The organism is Janthinobacterium foliorum, from assembly GCF_978021625.1.
In genome coordinates this window covers 120662-143529 of record NZ_CDXDQE010000007.1, presented here as the reverse complement: position 1 = coordinate 143529, position 22868 = coordinate 120662, and the positions used below count along the sequence as shown (strand labels likewise).

Annotated in this window: 10 protein-coding genes; 1 reads left to right on the top strand and 9 read right to left on the bottom strand. The window is 68.9% G+C overall.

The features are described from left to right. Positions 1 to 29: 29 nt before the first annotated feature. From ACZ92H_RS16220 to ACZ92H_RS16210, 3 genes are all read right to left on the bottom strand, one after another. Complete coding sequence (locus ACZ92H_RS16220) at positions 30 to 2399, bottom strand: TonB-dependent siderophore receptor (protein ID WP_465050162.1); 2370 nt, start codon at positions 2397 to 2399, stop codon at positions 30 to 32. 93 nt (positions 2400 to 2492) lie between these two features. Next, positions 2493 to 3479, bottom strand: coding sequence for a FecR family protein (locus ACZ92H_RS16215; protein ID WP_465050163.1), 987 nt, complete (start codon positions 3477 to 3479; stop codon positions 2493 to 2495). Continuing rightward, entirely contained in the window at positions 3476 to 3994 is a 519-nt protein-coding gene (locus tag ACZ92H_RS16210; protein ID WP_131370244.1) for a sigma-70 family RNA polymerase sigma factor, read from the bottom strand. Before ACZ92H_RS16210 ends, ACZ92H_RS16215 begins: the two co-directional genes overlap by 4 nt. 191 nt (positions 3995 to 4185) lie before the next feature. Between ACZ92H_RS16210 and ACZ92H_RS16205 the strand changes: the two genes are divergently transcribed. Then, entirely contained in the window at positions 4186 to 4614 is a 429-nt protein-coding gene (locus ACZ92H_RS16205; RefSeq protein WP_465050164.1) for a hypothetical protein, read from the top strand. A 57-nt stretch (positions 4615 to 4671) separates the two neighbouring features. Here the strand turns inward: ACZ92H_RS16205 and ACZ92H_RS16200 are convergent, their stop codons facing one another. The 6 genes from ACZ92H_RS16200 to ACZ92H_RS16175 all read right to left on the bottom strand — a co-directional run bounded on the left by ACZ92H_RS16200 (position 4672) and on the right by ACZ92H_RS16175 (position 22728). Next, positions 4672 to 5373: an SIMPL domain-containing protein gene (locus ACZ92H_RS16200; protein ID WP_465050165.1), complete on the bottom strand. Its 702-nt coding sequence runs from the start codon at positions 5371 to 5373 to the stop codon at positions 4672 to 4674. Between the two features lie 74 nt (positions 5374 to 5447). Further along, positions 5448 to 7655: an aldehyde oxidoreductase molybdenum-binding subunit PaoC gene (gene paoC, locus ACZ92H_RS16195; RefSeq protein WP_465050166.1), complete on the bottom strand. Its 2208-nt coding sequence runs from the start codon at positions 7653 to 7655 to the stop codon at positions 5448 to 5450. 4 nt (positions 7656 to 7659) lie between these two features. Continuing rightward, the gene (locus ACZ92H_RS16190; protein ID WP_465050167.1) at positions 7660 to 8628 is read right to left on the bottom strand and encodes an FAD binding domain-containing protein; all 969 of its coding nucleotides are present in this window, start codon (positions 8626 to 8628) and stop codon (positions 7660 to 7662) included. Further along, a complete protein-coding gene (paoA, locus tag ACZ92H_RS16185; protein ID WP_465050168.1) occupies positions 8625 to 9284 on the bottom strand; it encodes an aldehyde dehydrogenase iron-sulfur subunit PaoA in 660 nt (219 codons plus the stop codon). Before paoA ends, ACZ92H_RS16190 begins: the two co-directional genes overlap by 4 nt. Positions 9285 to 9397: 113 nt before the next feature. After that, a complete protein-coding gene (locus ACZ92H_RS16180; RefSeq protein WP_465050169.1) occupies positions 9398 to 10090 on the bottom strand; it encodes an RNA polymerase sigma factor in 693 nt (230 codons plus the stop codon). Beyond that, entirely contained in the window at positions 10087 to 22728 is a 12642-nt protein-coding gene (locus tag ACZ92H_RS16175; RefSeq protein WP_465050170.1) for a filamentous hemagglutinin family protein, read from the bottom strand. Before ACZ92H_RS16175 ends, ACZ92H_RS16180 begins: the two co-directional genes overlap by 4 nt. Positions 22729 to 22868: the final 140 nt, after the last annotated feature.

Here is a 22868-nt window from a genome sequence, read left to right as displayed (position 1 = left end):
GCGCCCGGTTTGCGCGACATCCGGATCAATCAGTAGCGGTAGTTCAAACTCAGCATCGCATTGCGCGGGTCGCCGTAGCTGACGCGGCGGCCCGTGCTGATGCCGTAGTAGCTGCGGTCCGTCAGGTTGTTGAAGTTGAGGGACAAGGCCAGGCGGTCGGAGATCTGGTAGCGCGCCATGGCGTCGAACACGGCGTAGGAACCCTGATGTACGGTGGTCAGGCCGCCGCGCACGGCCCGGGTTTGCTGCCAGGTGCGCGATTGCCAGCGGGCGCCGCCGCCCACCGTCAGGCGCGGCAAGGGCTGCCAGGTGCTGTACAGACTCAGCTGGTCTTCCGGCGCCAGGGTATTGACCTTGCCGCCGGCGTCGCGCGCCACCTTGTGCGTGTAGCCGGCCTGCAGCTGCCAGCCCGGCATCAGCTGGCCCGACACTTCCAGCTCCACGCCGCGCGAGCGCACGCCGTCGATGGCGCGGTAGGCATCCATGCCCGTCACCCTGTTGACCTCGTCGACCGATTCGGCGTAGTTATCCTGGCGCACCTCGAAGGCGGCCGCGCTGGCATTCAGGCGGCCGTTCAGGAACACGCCCTTCACGCCCGCCTCGATATTCTTGCCCAGCACGGGGTCCAGCGTCCGGTTGTTCACGTCGCGGCTGTTTTGCGGGCTGAAGATATCGCTGTAGCTGGCAAACGCCGTCAGGTTGGGCGCGAAATCCCAGGTCAGGCCCGCGTATGGCGTGAAGACCGACGATTCGTCGATGTCGGCCGTGGGGTTTTCATACGAGGACAAACGCCCGCCGAGGATCACGTGCACGCCCTGCGGCAGCGAAAACCGGCCCGTCGCGTACACGGCCTTCTGGCGGATGACTTCGCGCGCCGTGTCCAGCACCCACGTTGGCTCCGGCACCTCGCCCCGGTAGGTATAGATATTGTCGACCTTGATGAAGGAATACGGGCTGAAGACGTCGTCCGACTGCTTGCGGTAGGCGTTCGCGCCCACCACCAGTTCATGCGTGCGGCCGAGCAAGGTGAACGGGCCCTTCGCGTACACGTCCAGGCCATTGCTGGTGGCGTCGCTGTTGTACTGGCGTGCCGTGACGGCGGTGCCGCTGCCGTCTGCCTTCGGGAAGCTGTCCAGGTAGGCGACGGGCGCGTACAGGGCGTTGGCCTGGTGGATCAGGCGCAGATTGGCCATCCAGCCGTTGTCGAAACTGTGTTCGAGCGAGGCAAAGACGGATTTGGCTTCCGTCTGCTGCGTGCTCCAGGTGGGCGCGCCGTTGAACGAACGGGGCATGGTAAAACGCTTGCCGTCCGCGTCGAACAGCGGTGCGCCGCCCCAGTCGCTGTTGCGCGGCACCGTGTGCTGGTAGTCGGCGCCCACGGTCAGCAAGGTGCGCGGCGACAGGTCCGCTTCCACGGTGCCATACGCGAATTCTGAACGGCGCTGGTAGCGGTCGACGAACGAGTGCTTGTCCTGGTACGAAGCCACGGCGCGCGCGCGCACGCTGCCGCTGTCGTTCAAGGGGCCGCCCACGTCAACCATGGCGCGGTAGTTGCTCCACGATCCCGCCGACAGGTCGGCCAGCGCGCGCAGTTCGCGCGTGGGCTTCTTGCGGATCAGGTTGACGGTGGCGCCCGGCGTGCCGGCGCCGCTCATCAGCGCGTTCGCGCCCTTCAGCACTTCGACCCGGTCGTACAGGTCCATATTGGCCAGCGATTCGCCCAGGTTCAAGGACGCGTCGCGCGTCCACGGCAAGCCGTCGTAGCTGAAATTGTCGAGCGAAAAGCCGCGCGCATAGTAGATCGTGCGTTCGCTGTCGATGTGCTGCACGTACACGCCCGGCGTATGGTTCAGCACTTCGCTCAGCTGCACCAGGCCGAAATCGTCCATCTGCTGGCGGGTGACGACGCTGATCGCATGCGGCGTTTCGCGCGGCGACAGCACCAGACGGTTGGCCGTGCTGACGGCGCCCGTCGTGTAGGAACCCGTGTCTTCCGTCACCTGGCCCAGGTAATTGGTGGTGATCAGCACTTCCGGCATGGTGGCCTCGGGCTGGGCGGCGGCCTGCACTGCGCGTTGCACGGTATAGACACCGCTGTCCGTCTTCAGCAAGGCCAGCTGCGTGCCCTGCAAGGCGCGGCGCAACGCCTGTTCCGCCGTGAAATCGCCCTGCACGGGGGCGGCGCTGACGCCGCGCGCCAGTTCCGCATCGATGGAAATGCGCACGCCGCCACGGCTGGCAATTGCAATCAGGCTCGCGTTCAACGGCTGAACGGGCACGTCGTAGCGCATGGTGGCAGGCGCGGTTTGCACGGAGGGCATCTGCGCCAGGACGGCGGGCGCGGCGCAGGAAAGTAACAGTACAGCCAGGGGAATCTGGCGCATCAACAATGGTGGCATGCTGGGACTCTATCTTGGTGGTGAAGGAAAAGTGGTGCTACACCAGGTATGAGCCGCGGCGCGCCAAAAGTGACAGTGCCGACGCAAAATAAATCAGCCGTGTTTCAGATCAATGCCGGACCACCAGCCGCCGGGACCTTGCCGCAAAGTGACCGGCAGGGTTTCCGCCAGCGCCAGCAGGGTGGCGCCGCTGTCGTCGAGCGAGTAATTGCCGGACACGCGCAGCGCGGCGGCGGCCGGCGTGATGTCGAGGTAGCCGTGGCGGTAGGGCCGCAAGGCGGCCACGAGGTCGCCCAGCGGCTGGTCGACGGCCACCAGCATGCCCTGCTCCCACGCCGTCGCCTGGCTTGCCGCCAGCTCCGGCAGCAGGCGCAGGCGTTCCCCGTCGAAACACGCCGCCTGGCCCTGGCGCAGCACGCGCGCCAAGCCGTTGCCGGCGGGGCGCACTTCCACGTCGCCATGCACGGCCAGCGCCACGGTGCCCCGTTCTTCGCGCCGCAGCATCAGCGCGCCGCCCTGCGCCGCCACCGTGCCGTGCTTGCTGCGCAACAAGAAGGGGGAAGAGCCCGCCGCCACGCGCGCCAGCAGCTGGCCCTGGCGCAAGGTGGCTTGCCGGTGTCCTCGGCCGACATCCGTGTCGGCCGAGGAACGGGCATCGAGGGTCAGCACGCTGCCGTCGGCCAGCGCAAAGCGGCCCCGCGCGGCCGTGGCCGTATGCAGGTCGGCACTCCAGTCCGGCAAGAAAGGACTGCCGCGCAGCAGCCAGGCGCCGCCGAAGGCCGCGCCCGCCAGGCACAGGGCGCCCTGCAGCAGCTGGCGCCGCTGCCTGTCGTGCAGCGCGGCGAGGACCAAAGTCTGTCCGACGGTCCCCGCCCCGCCCGCCCCCTGCAACGGGCCGACGCTGCGTTCCACGGCTTGCCCCAGGGTGCGCCAGGCGGCCGCATGGCGCGCATCGGCCGCCAGCCAGCGCGCAAACGCCTGGTGCTGGTCCGCATCGGCCTCGCCCGAACTGAGCTCGACCAGCCAGCCGATGGCGGCATCCTGTACGGAAGGGACAGGCATCAATGCGGAAACGCTCATGCCGCGTCCGCGGCGGCCAGGCAGCAGCGCAAGCCTTGCGCCATGTACTGGCGCACCATGCTGGCCGACACGCCCAGTTCATCGGCGATCTGCGCATACGTGAGGCCGTCGAGCTGGCTCATCAGGAAGGCGCGGCGCGCCTTGACGGACAGGGTGTCGAGCGCGCGCGACAGGCGCTCCAGCGCTTCGAGCAGCACGGCGCGCTCTTCCGGCGACGGATGCACGGCGTCCGGCAGCTGGGCCAGAGTCGCGATATACGCCTGCTCGATATCGCGCCGCCGCCACTGCTGCAGCAAGATGCTTTTCGCCACCGTCGTCAGGTAGGCGCGCGGCTCGCGGATGGCGGCCAGGCGCCCCGCATGCAGCACGCGCACAAAGGTTTCCGACGCCACATCTTCCGCTTCCGCCCGGTTACGCAAGCGCAACAGCAGGCGCTGCAGCAGCCAGCCCTGGTGGCCCGTGAACAGGCTGGCGGCCAGGGCGGCGTCATTCGAAGGAAAAAGCAAGGCAGACAAGGAGCGATCCGGCGATATGAATGACAATGATTCTCATTATATTGCAGAGACTGGAGGATGTCGCGCAATTTTGCTATGGTTGTCCTGCGCGAACAACGCTCCCAACCTTTTGAAAGCACTGCCCGTCCATGCCCAGCCTCCCGATAGACGCCCTCTCCGTGATTGCACGCCAGTGCATTGCCGCTAGCTGCATGCAGCGTTTTTGCCGGCGCCATGGCATCGGCCATCCGGCCCTGTCCGCATTCACCGAACACGTCTGGAAGGTGGCGCAGCTCGGGCCCGGCGATTTTGCCGCCTGGCAGCAAGGCTTCGCCTTCCTGCCCATTACGGGCCTGGGCGACCCATGGCCGGACGACGCATGCCAGGCCGTCCCCGCGCATCTGCGCGACACCCTGATGCAACTGGTGCAACACGTGCTGGAAACGAGCGCATCGATCTGGTATGGCGACGATCTGCCGGCAAGCAGGCGGCAGCTGGAAGCGGTCTTGCGCATCTGCGGGCAACACGGCGTGGCCGTGCCGGAGCTGGAGCAATATGGGCAATACGATGCGTCACTGCGCGCAGGCTGGGGGCCGCCCCTCACGGACGCGGAAGTTATCGCCTGGAAAGCGCTTGTTTAGCTAATGCGGGCGCGCGGTGACATGCCACGCCGCCAGCTGCACTTATTCCAACTTGAACTAGACATTCACGCTCTTCTCCAGTGCGATGCTGCCCGGCGCGCGGACGGCCGACAAAGGCTCCGTGGGAGGAATAAAGGGCGGCGGCGCGAAACCTTCATTGCCGGCACGCATCAGCGTGCGCCCCAGCGACTGGAACGACGCTTCCGATATGGCCATGACGGAGACGATCTTCCGGTTGAACGATTTGGCAATGCGCGCCGCCTTCGTTTCCGCATCCCTGGCAGCCTTCAGGTCCAGTTCGGCGACCAGCGCGTCGTGCGCGCTGGTCTTGAATTCCGTATCCATCCGGGTGATGTTTTTCATGCCGGCCAGCTCCGACACCAGCGGCGTCCATGCCGCCAAATCCCGGCCCCATACGCGCAGGTTGCGGTTGATGACATACATGGGCGGCGAATCGCGTTTTTCGCTGCCAGAATAATCGAGCGTGCGCATGATTTCGGAGGCTTGGATATCCGCTTGCGCAATTTTCACCTTGCCCAGCAACTGGAAGACCTCGGCGGTACCAGCATTAACCACGCCCAAGGTTTTTGCCGCATCGGCGCCCCGGCTGGCAACGGTGATTTCCATGACGGCCATGTCCGGCGGCACTTCCACCTGGGCCGTCCCTGTCTGGAAAATGAAGGGATAATCGGGCAGGGACGAGGCCTGGGCGGCCATATTCAAGGTAAAAAGACCTACCAGCAGCAGTTTGCGCTGCATGCCACTCCCATATGATCGTTGACTGTTTCGACAATATAGCAGTGCAGGCACAACATCCGAATAGCCGGCCCCGCTCAGGCAAGCCGGGGGGAGTCCGGCAATGTCGCCAGCAGCTTGTCCAGCGTCACAGGATATTCGCGCACCCGCACCCCCGTCGCGTTATACACGGCATTCGCGATGGCGGCCGCCACGCCGCAGATGCCCAGTTCGCCCACGCCCTTGGCTTTCATGGGCGAGGACATGGGGTCCGTTTCGTCGAGGAAAATGACGTCCTGGTGCGGGATGTCGGCGTGCACGGGCACTTCGTAGCCGGCCAGGTCGTGGTTGACGAAGTAGCCGCGGCGCTGGTCGATCACCAGTTCTTCCATCAGGGCCGCGCCCACGCCCATGGTCATGGCGCCGATCACCTGGCTGCGGGCCGCTTTCGGGTTCAGGATGCGGCCGGCCGCGCAGACGGCCAGCATGCGGCGCACGCGCACTTCGCCCGTGTCGCCGTCCACGCCCACTTCCACGAAATGCGCGCCAAACGTGGATTGCTGGAATTTCTTGTCGAGGTCGCCGTATTCCATGTGGTCTTCCGCGACGATATCGCCATGGAAGGCGGCCGCCGCCAGCGGCACGCTGCGTTCGCCCTGGCTCACCTGCCCGTCGGAAAAGCGCGCCTCTTTCTCGTCGAAATCGAGCTTGCCGGCGATGACCTGGCGCAGGCGCACGCAGGCCGCATACACGCCCGCCGTGGCACTGTTGCCGCCCCACTGCCCGCCCGAGCCGGCCGAGACGGGAAAGTCCGAGTCGCCCAGGCGCACGACCACCTTGTTCAGTGGCACGCCCAGCATTTCCGCCGCCGTCTGGGCAATGATGGTGTAGCTGCCCGTGCCGATGTCCGTCATGTCCGTTTCCACGGTAATGATGCCGTTGCCATCCAGGCGCACCCTGGCTGCGGATTTCATGACCAGGTTGTTGCGGAAGGCGGCCGCCACGCCCATGCCCACCAGCCAGCGCCCGTCGCGCCGCATGCCGGGCTGGCTGGACCGGTCCTTCCAGCCGAATTCCACGGCGCCCGTGCGCAGGCAGTCGATCAGGCGGCGCTGGGAAAACGGACGGCTGGGCTTTTCCGGATCCACTTTCGTATCGTTGAGAATGCGAAAGACGATGGGGTCCATCTTCAGCTTGTCCGCCATTTCGTCCATGGCGATTTCCAGCGCCATCAGGCCCGGCGCCTCGCCCGGCGCGCGCATGGCGTTGCCTTCCGGCAAGTCCAGCACGGCCAGGCGCATGGCCGTCATGCGGTTGGCGCCCGCGTACAGCAGGCGCGTCTGCATCACGGCCGTTTCCGGCTTGCCGCCTTTCAAATCTCCCGACCATGACTCATGGCCGATGGCCGTGATCTTGCCGTCGCGCGTGGCGCCGATGCGCAGGCGCTGGATGGTGGCGGGCCGGTGCGTCGTGTTGTTGAACATCAGGGGCCGCGTCAGGGCCACCTTCACGGGCCGCTGCGCCGCGCGCGCGCCCAGGGCCGCCAGCAAGGCTTCCGCGCGCACGAACAGCTTGCCGCCGAAGCCGCCGCCGATATACGGCGAGACGATGCGCACCTTGTCCTTCGGCACGCCCAGGGTGCGGGCCAGGTCGCCACGGCCCCAGTCCACCATCTGGTTCGCCGTCCATACCGTCACCGCATCGCCATTCCAGCTGGCAATCGAGGCGTGCGGTTCCATCATGGCATGCGACTGGTCCGGCGTTGTGTAGGTGGCGTCCAGGCGCACGGGCGCGTTGGCATAGGCGCCGGCAAAGTCGCCCGTCTTGCTGTCGGGCTGGTCGTCTTTCGGCTTGGTGGCGCCGCCTTTCGCCTTGGCCAGGTCGAAGGCGCCCGGCTGCTCCGCGTACTTTACGTCGAGCAGCTGGGCGGCCGAGCGGGCTTGCTCGAACGTTTCCGCCACCACCAGGGCGATGGCCTGGTGGTAATGTTCGATGTCCGGTCCGGCCAGCAGATGCGCCGTGTTCATCTTGCCCTTGCCCAGCTTGCCCGCCGATTCGGCCGTGACGACGGCCAGCACGCCAGGCGCCCGGCGCGCCGCGCCGCTGTCGATGGAAGCGATGCGTCCCTTGGCAATGGCCGCGCCCACCACGTAGCCATACGCGGCGTTCGGCGCGGCGGCATGCTGTTCATAGGCGTACGGCGCCGTGCCCGTGGTTTTCAATGGGCCGTCGATGCGGTCCGTGGGGCGGCCCACGACCTTCAGCTGGTCGATGGGATTGGTGGTCGCGGGTGTGGAAAATTTCATGGCCTCAGCCTTTCTTCGCTTGTGCTGCGTGTGCTTCCTTCAGCACGGATGCCACCGTGCGCTGCGCCAGCGTGACCTTGAAGGCGTTGTCCTCAGTCGGCCTGGCTCCGGCCAGCAGGGGCTGGGCCACGGCGGCGGCGCCGTCGGGCAGGGCCTGTTCCGCCGCGGCCACGCGCCACGGCTGCGGCGCCACGCCGCCCAGGGCCAGCCGGCCCGTGCCGTTCGGCAAGATCACGGCCGCCACGGACACCAGCGCGAACGCGTACGAGGCGCGGTCGCGCACCTTGCGGTAGAGGTGCGTGCCGCCCAGCGGCGGCGGCAAGACGACGCTGGTGATCAATTCGCCGGGCTGCAGCGCGGTTTCCACGTGCGGCGTGTTGCCCGGCAAGCGGTAAAAGTCGGCGATGGGGATGCTGCGCGCGGCGCCGTCGGGGCGCACCGTGTCGATGCTGGCGTCGAGCAGGCGCATGGCCACGGCCATGTCGCTGGGGTGCGTGGCGATGCACGCCTCGCTGCCGCCCAGGATGGCCAGCGGCCGGCTGAAACCGCCGATGGCGGAACAGCCGCTGCCCGGCACGCGCTTGTTGCAGGCCTGGTTGGTGTCATAGAAATACGCGCAGCGCGTGCGCTGCAGCAGGTTGCCCGCCGTCGTCGCCTTGTTGCGCAGTTGCGCCGAGGCGCCGGCCAGCAAGGCGCGCGACAGCACGCCGTAATCGCGCCGCACGGTGGCATGGGCGGCCAGCGCCGTGTTGCGCACCAGCGCGCCGATGCGCAAGCCGCCGTCCTTGGTCGCTTCCACCTTGTCCAGCGCCAGGCCATTGACGTCGATCAAATGCGCGGGCGTCTCGATTTCCAGTTTCATCAGGTCGAGCAGATTCGTGCCGCCGGCGATGAATTTGGCGCCCGGCGTGCGCACGGCGGCGGCCGCCGCTTCGGCGGGCGTGGCCGCCTTCTGGTAGCTGAAGACTCTCATGCCGGCCTCCCCGCCACCTCGGCAATGGCTTCGATGATGTTGGAATAGGCGCCGCAGCGGCAGATATTGCCGCTCATGCGCTCGCGCAATTCTTCCGGCGTCGCCTGCGGGCGCGCGTTCAAGTCCGCGCTGACATGGCTGGGAATACCCTGGCGTATCTCGGCCAGCGCGGCCACGGCGGAACAGATCTGCCCCGGGGTACAGTAGCCGCATTGATAGCCGTCATGCGCGATGAAGGCCGCTTGCATGGGGTGCAGCTTGTCCGGCGTGCCCAGCCCCTCGATGGTGGTGACTTTGGCGCCGTCATGCATCACGGCCAGGGTCAGGCAGGCATTGATGCGCTGGCCGTCCAGCATGACGGTGCAGGCGCCGCACTGGCCGTGGTCGCAGCCCTTTTTTGTGCCCGTCAGGTGCACATGTTCGCGCAGGACGTCGAGCAGGCTGGTGCGCGTGTCGAGTTCCAGGCTGTGGCGCTGGCCGTTGATGTCCAGGCCGACCTTCATCAGCACGGGCGGCGGCGCAGCGCTGGGCTCGGCGGCCGTCCTGGCTGCCTCGGCCGCCCCCGCCACGCCGGGCACGGCCACGGCAGTGGCCGACAAGGCGCCGGCGATCAGCAGGCCACGCCTGCCCGTATTCACCTGATTCAATTCGTTCATCTTGCGCTTCCTCCTGGCTGGTGGCTGGGTGGGCGCATGCAGGCCCGAAGTTCCAGTCTACCCGCAGAATGCTTGCGCGTCTGTACGCGAACGAACGTAAACCGCGGTGGCGCCTATCCCTGGCGCAAGCGCAGGCTGCGGCGCGCCGTGGCGACGCCGCCCTGCGCCGCATGGCCCGTGTGGCGGGCGCAATGGTCGAGCGCCTGGCGCAGGGCCGTATCGACGTTGCGCAGCGACATGTCATGCCGCTGCGCCACTTCCTGGCGGGTCAGCTCGTCCACGCGCAGCGCTTCGAGCACTTGCCGGTGGCGACGCGGCAGCAGTTCGACGGCCTGCGCCAGCCGGCGCACGTCCGCCTGCAGCTCGGCCAGGCGTTCCGGCCCCGCCGCCGTATCGGCCAGGAAATCGATCAAGCCGGCGGCGCCGTCGCCCTCGTCCGCGTACAGCCAGGCGCGGTTGCGGCGCAGGCTGTCCGTGGCCGCGTTGCATGCCACGCGGAACACGTAGGCGACGGGACTGCGGGCCAGCGGCGCGCCACCGTCCCCCGCCAGGCCGCCCAGGCGCAGCCAAGCATCGTGCAGGCTGTCGCTGGCCAGTTCGGCGCAGCCCAGGTGGCGCGTCAGGCGCCGGTGCAGCACCGCGTAATGATCTGCCAGCACCGCCTGCAACTGGCTGCCCTGCGCCGGCGCCAGCCCCACGTCGTTGGCCGCCTGCAGGCGCGGCCGGATGGCGGGCCGGTACCAGGCCATGCCAGCATGCCGCATCGCCCCGGCCGCGCCCGATGCGCCCGCCATGCCGGCCATCATGGCGACAACCTGCTGCGCTCTTGCGCCGTCAGCTGGCGCGTGGCCGATTCCGGCAACGTCCCCAGTCCCAGCACGCGCACGGCGCTGCGCGGGTTGTAGTCGGCCGCCTCGCTGCGCGCGCCGTCCTGCGGGGCCGCTTGCGCGCTGTCCGGCGGCGCCTCGTTGCCAAAACCCAGCACGCGCACCGTGAACACGGATGGCTGCGCGGAACGGGTGGCGGCGCGCTCGCGCTGCACCACGTCCTGCGCTGCCGCCGTGGCCTGGGCCGCCGCCGCGCTGGCGTTGCTCAGGGCCGCCACGTTGACGGCGGCCACCGTCGGCATGCCCTTGGCCTCGCCCTTGACCTGGATGTTGGCCGCATTCATCACCTTCAGCGCGGCCAGGTTGACGTTGCCCGAGACGCGGATGCCCGCCTCGCCCGCGTCAATGGTGCCCAGCGGCGCCAGCAAGTCGACGTCGCCGGCCGGCACTTCCGCGATCGGCGCCAGGGTGGCGATGCCGGCGCCCGTGCTCGGCACGTCCGACGACAGGGTCACGTTGCCCCAGTTGTCATACACGCGCTTGGGCGGCGTGTAGACGATGGTCGATTTCGAACCGCGCCCCGCGTTGATGTCGCCTTCCGACGACCAGCCCAGGATATCGCCGCCAAACGTCGTCATGATGCGGCTCTGGCCCAGCAGGATGCTGCCGTGCGAGAACAGCTCGATATTCCCGCCGCCCTTGGTGATGACGCCCGACGTCGCCGGCGGCGCCTCGCCTTCGATGCCGAACACCTGCTTGCCGCCCGGCGTCAGCAGCTGGATGTCGCCGCCGAAGTTGGTATGCACGTAGCCGTTGCGGGGGTAGTAATCCCAGCGCTGCTCGCCGTCATTGCGCACCGCGTACAGGCCGCGGTACATGACGATGTCGCCCGCATAGGCAAGCGCCTTGCCGTTGGCGTCCGTGGCCGGCGCCAGGGCCGCGATGGCGTTGCGGCTGCGCAGGAAGCTGCCATAGCGCGAGCTGTCCCAGTCGTTGTACTCGCGCCCGCCCGCCTTGAGTTCGGCGAAATACACATTGCGGGCGAACACCCGCTGCTGCGGCTCGGGCAAGGCGAGATAAAAGGCCAGCGCTTCGGCCGCCGTGCCCTTGAAGCCATGGCGTTCGCCCAGCCACGCCGCCAGTTCGGCGTCGTAGGCTTTCACTACCTTGCCGGCCTGGTCCGCCAGCGGCACGCCCGCCTGCGCCACGTTCGCCGGGTCGAGATACGGCTTGACGAAGCGCAGGTAGTCGAGTCCGGCCGCGCCCACGCCCGCCTGCATGGCGATGCCGGCGCCCGGACGCTTGTCGCCCGCCACCACGGGACCGAGGCTGACGACGCTGCCCTTGTCCTGCATCAAAATGTTGCGCCCGGCGCTGATGTCCAGCGTGCCGGGACCGGCCACGTTGAAGGAACTGTTCAGGATGTCGCGCCCGGCCGACACCACCGATACGTCAAATGCATTATTGTGCACGAACAGGTTGCTGTAATTGCGGAACATCATGTCGCCGTCGCCCCTGGCACCCACGGCTTCCAGCTGGGCCGTGCCGCTGCTGACGATATCGCGGCCCGCCTTCATCCACACCGGCTGCGCCCCCTCGTACCAAGTGACGCCCGCCCGCGGGGCATCGTAAAACGCGACCATGCGGCCGCTGTTCACGCCCACCAGGTCGCCCGTGACGGCATAGATGCGCGCCGCCTGCGTGCCGCTGTTGGCCGGGCCGGCGGCGGAATCGGGGCCGAAGGCGAACAGGGGATAGTTTACTGTCGACGATGGCACGCCCGTGCTCGCGACATTGCCGGCCAAGGGCGTCAGGCTGCCAGGCCTGAGGTTCCACGCCGCGAAGGCGGGCTTGAACGGCGTCGCCATGCTGTCGGCGGCAGCGCCGGACTGGCTGATGGCATAGCCGCCCGCATAGATGGAGTCGCCGGCCAGCCATTGCAGCTGGGCGTTGGGCGACGGCGCCAGCAGCAAAGGCGCGGCATACAGCGATGCGGAGCCCCAGTCCGTGATGGACTTGCCATAGTACAGGCTGCCATGCGGTGCCGCGACCCGCACGATGGACGGGTAGACGATGGCCAGGTCGGTGGCCGTGTCGATGCCCGCCGTCAGCGGCGTCATGTTGCCGCCGGCGGAGAGCAGGTCGAGCGCCGTGCGCGGCGTCCACAGGCTGAACCAGCTGTAGCCGGCGCCCTGCTCGCCCGACGCGCTGGTATAGGACGAGGTATTGAGCTGCAGGACGCGGCCGGGATCGGCCACGTCCTGCAGCACCTGGTCGCCCAGGGTTGCCACGCTGAAGGTGGCGTCGCCGGGCACCAGGGTCATGCCGCCCCGTGGCGTCGCGCGCGTGGCGCGGAAGGCGTCGAAGGCGCGCGTTTCCAGCGGCACGTGGTCGGTCCCCCTGGTGCCGTACTGCAGCGCAACGGTGCCCAGCTGGCCCGCCGCCACGTCGGCATGGCCGCGCAGGTCGGCCAGCGCGCCATTCAAGTGTCCGTCGCCGGGCATGCTGGCGGGATTGAGGGCGCCGCCCACGCGCAGGTCCAGGTCGCCGCCGCCCGTCAGTTGCAGGCTGCCATCGGCCAGCACGCGGCCGGTGCTGGCTACGGCCAGCAGCAAGCCTTGCGAGCGCACATTGATGTTGCTGTCGTAGATAGCGCCGACCTGCCGCGCCAGCATGCCGGCGTCGCCCGCCACGTCGGCGCGCACATTGCCGCCGCCCAGGGTGCCGAAGCCCGTAAAGCCCAGCACGGTGTCGGCCAGGCCGCTGCGGGCAGCATAGGTGCCGAAATTGATCCACCACGCCGTCGGCTGGGCCGGGCCGCCCGTGGCCACGCCACCGCTGCCCTGGCGCCACAGCCAGTTGCCCACCGCCACCGAACCGCCCAGACCATCCTTGTTGACGGGACGCCCGTTGCTGGCCGCCGCCGCGCCCACCAGCGAACCGCTCAGGTCGCCAGCCACCTGCAGCAGCAGATTGCCGCCCTGGTCCGGATACCAGGCGCGGTAGAGGCTGTCGCTGCCGCCGTCGACGAGGCGCTCATGCGCGCCATCGGGGTTGGACAGCACCGTGCCGTCCAGCCCCCGCGCGCGCGCCAGGTTGTACGGGTCGCCGGCCGCCGTCGCCACCGACGACGTGCCGGCCGTGTACACGCCATACAGGCTGTCCATGCGCAAGTCGCCGCCGCTGACCAGGTCCAGGTCGCCCGTGCCCGTGCGCAGCACGCTGTAGCGCAGGCTGGACGCCTTGTAGTCGAACGTGGGCTGCGACGCGCCGCACCAGGTAGGGTTCTCCTCGCACATGGTGGGCCAGCCCAGGCCGTCGAGGTCGACCACGTCGCCCGCCTTCACGCTGGGGTCCGCGAACTCTTCCGCGCCCGCCCTGGTCCACACGTATGCCACCTTCAGCACGCACATGCTCGGGTCGTTGGCGCAAAATACCTCGACAGTCTGGCCGAACTGGCTGGTGAATTCCTCGGTGATGGGCTCGCCCGCCACGATGCCGGGAATGCCTTCCCGCTCGCCCAGCTCCTGCGCTTCCTTGGTCCAGTACTGCACGCCCTTCGGCGGTATCAACACGCCATACATGCCGTAATGGCTGTCGGCCAGGCGCAGGGTGCCGTGCGCGGGATGCGCCTGCACGGCGCGCGTGTCGGCCCCGTCCAGGTCGGCGCCGGCCACCAGGCGCATGCCCCACGCCTGCGAGCCATCGGCCAGCATGGGCGCGATGGCCCACAACCGGCCCTGGCGGCCCGCCACTTCCGGGCGCAGTTCGATGGCGTCCACGCCCGGCAGCAGCTTGACGTTCGTGCCATTCGGGATCAGCGCGCCGACGGGCAGCACCACCTTGCCGCTGAGGGTGACGACGTTGAGCTCGCCCAGCAAGCCGGGCAAGGCGACGCCTTTCGGCCAGGTCATGGCGCGCACCTTGATCAGCTGCCCAATCACGCTGCCCGCGTCGAGGCGCGTGCCGGAGGGCAAGGTTTGCGCCGTGGCCAGCAAGGTGCCCGCCGCGTGGAGGACCTTGCCGGTGCTGTCGCGCACGGCGGCCGCCAGCACCGTGCCGGCCGGCAAGGTGAGCACCTGGTTCAGGACCACGTCCACGGGCAGGCGCGTGTTGGCGCGGAAATTGAAGGCATTGACGGGCACATCGTAATTGAGCGTGACGCCGCCCGGGAAGATGGTGCCGTCGGCCAGGGTCACGCCCTTGCCCGGCACGATGACGTCGCTGCCGTTGAAGTCGCGCCCCGGCAGCAGTTTCCAGCCGCTGTCGTCCTGGGTGGCAGGCGGCGGCGCGAAGCCGTCATTGATGCTGCCGTAGATGCTCAAATCGCCGCCGGCGCGCAGCAGCAGGCTGCCCACCTCGCCCGAACCGCGCACGGTCGTCTGCTGGAAGCGCGGATTCAGGCTGGCGTAGCGCATGCCCGACAAATCCAGGTCGCCCTGCACCACCAGGTCGCCGTCCGCCGTCCTGCTGACGATATCGACGCCGGGACGCACGTGCAGCGCATCGGCATACGCGGCCGTGGCCAGGCCGGCCAGCTTGCCGTTGCGCAAGGCCGTATTCGCCAGCGCCGCATCGATGAAGGCCGTGCTGTCGCCGTGCTTGCTGTCCAGATACGCCTGGTTGATCACCTGATAGGGACGGCCGCTGGCCCCCAGGTCTGGCACGGGCTGCCCATCGGCGCCCGGCACTGTGGCATAGGCCGCGTCGTCGTAGCGCTGCATGGCGTTGACGGCGATGGATTTCGCGCCGCGGATGGTCAAGCCGCCGCCGGCGGCGATGGCGATGTCGCCAAAGGTGGCGGCGTCCGCATCCGTGCGGGAACCGCCGCTGCCCAGGCGCGGCGCGCTCAATTCCACCGTACCGCGCGCGGCGCCGTCGTGCTCGCCCTTGCCCTTGCCGGCCACGGCGGCCGTGCCATGGCGCACGTCGATCTGCGCGCCGCCGGCCAGGTTCAATGCGCCTTCGCCCGCATTCAGTTCCACCGTGGCGCGGTTCGGGCTGTCGATGATCTTGCCATAGCTGTCGACGCGCAGGACGGTGCCATGCGCGTCGAGCACGGCGTTGCCGGCCACGGTCAGGCCATGCTTGCCGGCCAGGCGGATGCTGCCCACGCGCTCGCCGCTGGCATCGATCACGCCAGCGACGGTGAGGCTGCCATTGTCGACGGCCACCTGCACCTCGCCCGCCTTGACCTCATTGCCGATCGTCAAATCGCCCTGTTTCAGCTGGAAGCTGCGCGCGCCCGTCACGCCGCCGTCCGTCAGGCGCTGGTTCAGCGAGGCGAACTGGCTGTCCAGGGTGCCGCCCGCGCCCAGGGTCTGCGCGCGCACGTCCACGCTGCCCTGCTTGTAGGGCACCACGGTGCCGCCCGCGTCGTAGCTGCCGCTGGCGCCGCCCAGTATCCTGCCCTGCAAGTCCACCATGCCGGCCCCGCCGTCGAGGGCCACGGCCTTCAGGCTGCCGGCGCGGTTATGCTCGGCCGACAGGTCGATCACGCTGCCCGCCCCCTGGCGGATGTCGCCGGCGCGGCTGTCCAGGATGACGTCGCCGCCCCAGCTGTATTTATCCACGTCAAAGAAGGTGCTCTTGCGGCCCGCCAGGTCGATGCGCGCCGCGTCGGCCACGGTGATGTCGTGCTGCGCGCTGATGGTGAGCTTGCCGCTCGGCAGCACCACGGCCGTGGCCACGCTGACGCTGTCGCCGTTCAAGCTCAGCTGAGCACCGAGCCCATCGTTGTTCTTGACGGGCGCGGCCGGCGCCACGCCGGCCGGCGCCGCCACCGTCAGCGCGCCGCCCGCCGTGTAGCTGTGCGCGGAACCGGCGTCGCCCGTCAGCAGCGGCGTGCTGATGTGCAGGTTGCCGCCGCTGTACTGGAAGCCCTTGCCCGTCTCATATGCGCCCTGCGCCTGGTAGACGGACAGGCTGCCCTTGTGGTTGGCCGTGACCTGGCTGCCCGCTTTCAGGTTGACGTCGGCAAAGCCCAGCGCCAGGCGGTCGAACGTGGCGACGCCGGCCGGCTGGGTGAACGGGCCGAAGCCGAAATCGATGCGTTCCGCTTCCAGGTTCAGGGTGCCGCTGCCCGTGCCGGCGCCGTGCGCGATCACGTTGCCGGCCGCCGACACGGCGCCGCCCCAGATCAGGTTGGCCGTGCGAATGGTGGCCACAGTGCCGGCCCCGCCCTGGCCATACATGGCAGGCGTGGTCAGCACCAGGCGTTCCAGGTTGGATTTGCCGCTCGCCTTGTCGTAGGTGTCGAGCACCACGTCGCCATAGAAATTGACGCTGTCGGCCGCGCTCAGCATCAGCGCCTGCAGGGCGGGCGCGCCCGTGCCGGTATCGCCGCGCAGCAGGCGGTCCAGCACGCCCTGGTTCAGGGTCAGGCCGGAGGGACGCGTGCCGCTGGCCTGGGCCGCCGCCAGCGCCTCGTTCGAGCCGATGTTGATGGCGCCCACGGCCAGGCTCAGGTTGCGCGTGCCGTAGCGGGCCGTGTCGTGCAGCTGGAAGCTGCCGCTGGTCGACAGCAGCAGGGTGCCTTCCGAGTACAGGCTGGCCGTGTCCGTGCACGCCGCTGCGCACATGCCGATGCGGATGCCGCCGCTCGCCGTGCCGCCCACGGGCGCCACGTTGAGCAAGCCGTTCGACGCGGCCAGCATGTGGATGTCCGCCTTGCTCTTGTAGATGAAGCCGTCGTTGGCGTCGTAGGCGGCCTTGCCCTTGCCCAAGGTGCTGATGCCGGCGCCGGCGGCGATATCGATCACGCCGATGCCCAGCTCGGTATTGCTGGGGTCCTGGGCGATCAGGAATACTTCAGGAGCGGACAGCACGGCGCCCGCGCGCAGGTAGATGGCGCGCGCAAAATTATTACCAAAATTCACATAATTGCCGCCCTGGCCAAATTCCGTGATCGGCGAGCTGCCCACCACGATGCGCGCCGCGCCGATATTGTTCAGGCTTGAAGCGCGCACGCTGACCTGCCCGGCGCCGCTGGTGCCCGGCGCGCCGTCGCCAAGGATCTCGATGTCGCCAGCGGAAGGACTGCTCGACATCAGCACCACGGTGCCGCCGTAGCCCCCCTCGGCGGCGGCGAACTTGCCCGTGCCGCGGAACTGGAGCGTGTCCGCCCCGCCGCCGGGCGCCATGGTCAGCTTGAGCGTTTTCGCATCGGACGGCAGCAGCGCGCGGGGAATGCCCCGCGTTTGCGCGTCGGCCAGCGCGAAGGCGGCATAGCCCGTTTCGTTGTACTGCGAATACGTGCGCAAGACCTTGGCCGGCGTGAGTATCAGCTGGCTGGCCAGCGGCGCGCGGATGTCCGTGCCCGCGATCGACAGGGTGCCGGGCGCGGCCCAGGAACCGTTGCGCAGCGGCTGCGCCACGCTGCCGGCGCCGCCCTGGCCCGCCAGGCCGTTCAGTTCCACGCGGAAGGCGCCCGGCAGCAACGCATAGGTGGACGGCATCAGCGTGTAGGTGCCGGCCGCCAGGCCCGGCACGCCGCTGCCTATCGTCACCTGGCGGCCCACGGCGGGGTCGGAGGCCGCCTTTTCGCCGCCCGAAGGCGCTTGCGGCGCCTGCACGCCCGGCACGATGGCGTACACGGGGTTGGTGGCCAGGCCCGGCAGCACAAAGCCGCCGTTCGCTCCCACCTGCAACAGCGGATGGTAGCGCGCATCGGTGGAGCCGCCGCGGCCGGCGATGAAGCCGGCGCCCGTCAGTTCGCCGCCGCCGGACAGGTCGAGCAGCGCGCCCGGCTGCACATCCACGGCCACGCCCGCCATTTCCACGCCGATGCGCAAGCCGCCTTGCGCATTGACGCCGCCCACGCCGATGAAGGTGGCCGCCTTGCCATCCACGTTCCAGTTCTGCCCGTCGACGGTGCCGCCATACGGCATGACCATGCCGGCGCCGCTGACGGAGGTGACGCTGTTGGCCAGCAGATTGACCGTCAGGCTCTTGTCATTGTCATAGCGGGCCACGCCGATCTCCAGGCGGCCCAGCGGCGCGCGCACGACGCCGCCCTGCTCGATATGCGCGGCCGCCAGCTCCAGCGAGCCGAAGGCGGAAGACGGCATGGCCGGCACGTCCGCCGTGCTGCGCCCGATGGTCAGGCTGTACGCGGGATCGTAGCCGAACTTGCCGCCAACGGCGCCATAGCCCACGCGCACGGCGGCGCCGGCGCCCGTGGCCGGATACAGCTGGGCCGCAACGAGGGTCATGTCGCCGGGCGAGGACAATACCGTCGACGGCTGGTTGCCGTCCCAGCCCAGCGGCGACAGCAGGAAACGCAAGTCGCCGCTGCTGGTGAGGCGCACGTCGTCGGCCAGGATGCTCACCATGCCGCGCACGTCGATCAGGCCGCCCGCAATACTGATCTGGCTGGCGACCGGCGACGCCCCCGCGCTGCCCGGCGTCGTATAGAAATCGCGGCCGACCGGCTTGATGCTGGCCAGGCGCACATACGGCGCCGCGATGCTGATGCGCGCGCCGGGCTGGCTGCCGGGCGTCAGCACGGGCGCGCCGTATAGCTGGAAGCTTTGCTGCAGCCGCAGCGCCACGTCGCCGTCGAAGCTGGCGGCGCCCAGCAGCGCCAGGTTGGCGAAACCGCCCGCCTCCACCTGCTCCACGGAAAAACGGCCGTGGCCATACTGCAGCGTTGCCGCGGCGTCCTGCGCGCTCGCGTGCGAAGCCAGGTCGCTGGCGCCCTGGCGCTGCGTCATGGCCAGCTGGCGGCCCTGCAGCACCTGCGGCGTGGCCAGCACTTTCAGGTATTCGGGCGTGCCCGTGGCCAGGGCCAGGGTGCCGCCCGCCGCGCCCGCGCCGCCCGCCCTGGCCAGCAGCTGGCCGTCCAGGTACAAGCCATTGTTCGATGCCAGCGCGATGCTGCCGCCCGCGCTGGCGACGTCGATGGCGTCGCCATTGATGTCGAGCACGGCGTGCGCGCCGGACGCGTCGAGCATGGCGCCGTCGCGCACGACGACAAACAGGCTGGCCGCCGAGGTGCTGCCCTGCGCATGGTCGATCTCGCCGCCGACGACGATGCTGCCGCCATCGACCACCTTGCCGTAGCGCCGGCCCTGCGCGTCCGTGGCACTGACGGCGCGCGCGGCCACGTCCAGCACGGCATGCTCGCCGATCCAGATGGAGCGGCCATGGCCGGCCGCCTCCACCGCCTCGGACACCGCCCCGTTGACGCCGACGCCGCCCAGGCTGATCTTGCCGCCCCACGCGTTCAGGCGCCCGTCCACCGTCAGCTGGCCCACGCTGGACAACTTGATGGACTGGCCCGCATCGACGCTGACCACGGCATGCTTGCCCACCAGCAACTCGGCGATGGCCATGTCGGCCGCGCCGGACTGGATATCGCCCACCTGCAGGGCCAGGCTGGCGCCCTTGCGCTGCGTCAAGGTGCCCTTCAGCGGATTTTCCGTGACCTGTTCCGGCGTCCACAGGGCCAGTTTTTCATTGTCCACCACGCGCAATACCGGCATGCGCACGTCCACCTGCGTGCCGTCCAGCACCGCCAGGCGCTGCATGCCCGTCAGGCTGTAGCTGGAAAACCCCTTGTCGAAGAAGTCGCCGCCCAGCTGCAGGGTGCCGGCCTCGGGTGTTTCAATGTGGCCGATGGCGATCTTGTTGGCCTGCAATTCCAGCTTGCCGCCGCCCGCCACGCCATGGCCGCGCACTTGCGCGCCTTCGCCCAGCACCAGGTCGGCCGTCGCGCCATAGCTGGCCAGGGTGACGTTGCCGCCCTTGCCGCCCTGCTGTTTCGCCTGCGCCAGGACGGCGCCGCCCGAACTCGCGTCAACCAGGCTGCCATTGCCGATGCGCACGTCGCCATATGTGCGCAGCGAAACGCTGCCGCCGTTCACGTAAGGCAGGCCGGCGGCGGCCAGCGGATCGCGCAGCACATTGCTGAACAAGCCGCTGGCATCGAGCGTGACGCCGTCGGCCAGCACCAGCGTGCCCGGAGGCACGCCCGGATTGACGAAGGTATCGAGCATGCCCAGTGAACCGATCTGGTTCAGCACGTTGCCGGCCGCAATGCTGCCGCCACGGCTGCGCAGGCTGGCATTGATGGCCACGTCCTTGCCGAACAGGGTGATATTGCCGCCATCGGCCACCTGCAGCGCGCTGTCGACCGTGATCGCGCCTTTCGCGGCGAGGCGCAGGGCGCCCAATTGCTGATTGTTCAGCAAGGCGGTGTCGAGCAGCAGCCTGCCTTCGCGTTCCGGCGCCAGCACGCCTGCCACGTCGAGGCCGGCGGCGATGCCGTCCTGCACGCGCGTCAGGCGCACTTCGTCCATGACGGCCGACAGCGCATGCTGCAGCACGCCCGTGCGCTTGTCGAACATCGGCACATACTGGCCCACGATCAGCTGCCCCCGCTGCGCGGCCGCCAGCTGCGACTGCTGGTAGCCGTCCAGCAGCGCCTGCGGCGCCTGGACCTGGCGCTCGCCCTGGAAGACGTCGCCCGCGATGCCCCCTTCCAGCACGGCCGAGCCCGTGGCCACCACCAGCTTGCCCGCGTCGCGGCCCACCGTGTAGCCGTTTTCCAGCCGCTGCTGCGCGGCGATCAATGGATTGGCGTAAAAGGCGCTGGCATCCTTGCCCCAGCGCGCGTGCTCTTCCTCGTAGCCCTTGTACACGCCCGCATACGGCAAGTCCGCGGGCGCGCTGCCTGCCTCATACAGCTTGCCGTCCGCGCCCGTCAGCCAGGTCTGGCGCAGCTTGCCCGTCTGCACGTCCAGGGTGCCGCCCGACAGGTTGATGCTGGAGCCGGCCTGCGTGACGACGTCCTTGCCGCCGAAGCTGACCGTGCCGCCCTGCGCCATCCATTCGCTGACGGAGTGCCCCTGCGTGCCCAGGTAGCCGGCCACTTCCAGCAAGCCGCCATCCGTGTACCAGCGGTCGCTGTCATAGCCGTTCGTGCCTTTCGGTACGAACACGAGCTTGCGGCGGTCCACCCAGATATTGTTGTTGATCAAGGCCTTGCCGTCACGGTTGACGGGTGCGTCGCGCTGTTCGTTGCCCTGCACGTTGATTTCGACATTGTTCGCTTCCATCGCCACCTTCACGCCGACGGCGCCGGAGACGTCGAGCTGCGCGCCGTCGCGCAGCAGGCTGCGGCTGGCGGCGTTGACGGCGATCTGGCCGCCCGTGGCCAGGGTCAAGGAATCGCCCATGAATTCCACCGTGCCGGCGCTGCCGATCTCGATGCGCGACTGGTCGCGGCGGTCATTCACGGCGGCAATGTTTTCCGTGCCGACGGCCGGGCCGCGCATGGCGTCGCGCTGGCTGTCGAACGCCGTCGTCTTGCCGTCGTCCTCGACAAGGATGGCCGTGGTGGCGCCGCGGCCCACGGTGACGGCCGCGTCGCTGCCCAGCGCGTTCAGGTGGACGGTGCCGCGCGCGGCCGTGGTGGTGGTGGCCAGCAGCACGCCGTCCTGCCGCACATCGCGCCCGGCCAGGGTGACGTCGCCTTCGCGCGCCTGGATCAGGCCCGTGTTGACCACCTTGCCCGCCGTGCTGCCGGCCGCGAACTGGGGCGTGACTTCGCTGCCGCGCGTGGTCGACAGCGGGTTGCCGTCCGTGCCCACGCCTTTTTTAATGGTAAAACTGTCGCCGGCGGCCAGCAGGGCCTGGCCCTTGGGCGTGCTGATTTCGCCCCCGTTGTGCACTTCTTTCCCCAGCAGCATGACGTAACCGCCGCCTTCCGTGCTGCCCTTGGGCGCATTGCTGGCCAGGCGCGCGCCGGCCTGCACCTGCACCTTGCCGGCCGCCTCCGAAAACGTCGTGGCGCCGGCCGTGCCGGGGCTGTAGATGCCGTCCTTCTGGAATTGCGCGTCGCCGATGCGGGCCGCGGCCGCCACCAGGCTGCGCGTGTCGACCTGGCTCGTGCCGGTAAACACGATGCCGTTGCGGTTGACCAGCAGCACCGTGCCGTCGGCCTTGATCTGGCCCTGGATCTGGCTGGGACGGGCTTGCGGATCGTTGACCCGGTTCAGCACGGCCCAATCCTTCTGCTGCTGGAACGTCAAGGTCGTGTCCTTGCCCACGTTAAACGTTTCCCAGTTCAGGATGGCCTTGTCCGCCGTCTGCTGCACCACCACGGCCGTCTTGCCGTTCGCGACCGTCTGCACGGGACCCTGGGCATTGCGCCAGCCGGCCGTCAGGCTGTTGGTGTCGACCTGCAGGCCGCCCTGCACCAGGCCGTTCGGCGCGCTGGCCTCGCCCGCAGCCGCCTGGCGCGCCTGCGCCTGGGCCGCTTGCTGCGCGGCAATGGCGCGCGCGGCCAGGTTCAGGTTATTGAGCGAGCGCTGTAATTGCGCGTTGGCCTGCTGTTGCTGGCCTTCGGGCCGGCTGCCCGGCGGCAAGGGCTGGCCATTCGGCAAGCGGCCCGACGTGCTGGCCGCATTCTGCGCCGCGCCCTTGGCCGCGAACCAGCTGCCGCTGAACGCCTGCTGCGCGCGCGCCGGCGCGGCAAACGCGCCCGCCATCAGCATGGTGGTCACGGCGTAAGCGAGCGGCGTGAGCCGCAAGCGGCTGCCCAGCGTGGAGGTACGCTGCGCGCCCATGTCGATGTGCGGGACTGGGCGCTGGGCAGTGTGAAGCTTGGTCATGGCAATGGTTTCCTGGCTAGAGAGAAGGGAGCGGAGCCTGGCTGTCGCGCAAGCGTCCATATCTCCATGACGTAGCTGGATGGCGGAAGGGATAATGTTTTTTGAAAAATATTTTCAATCAACCCGGCCGCGCAGGAAAC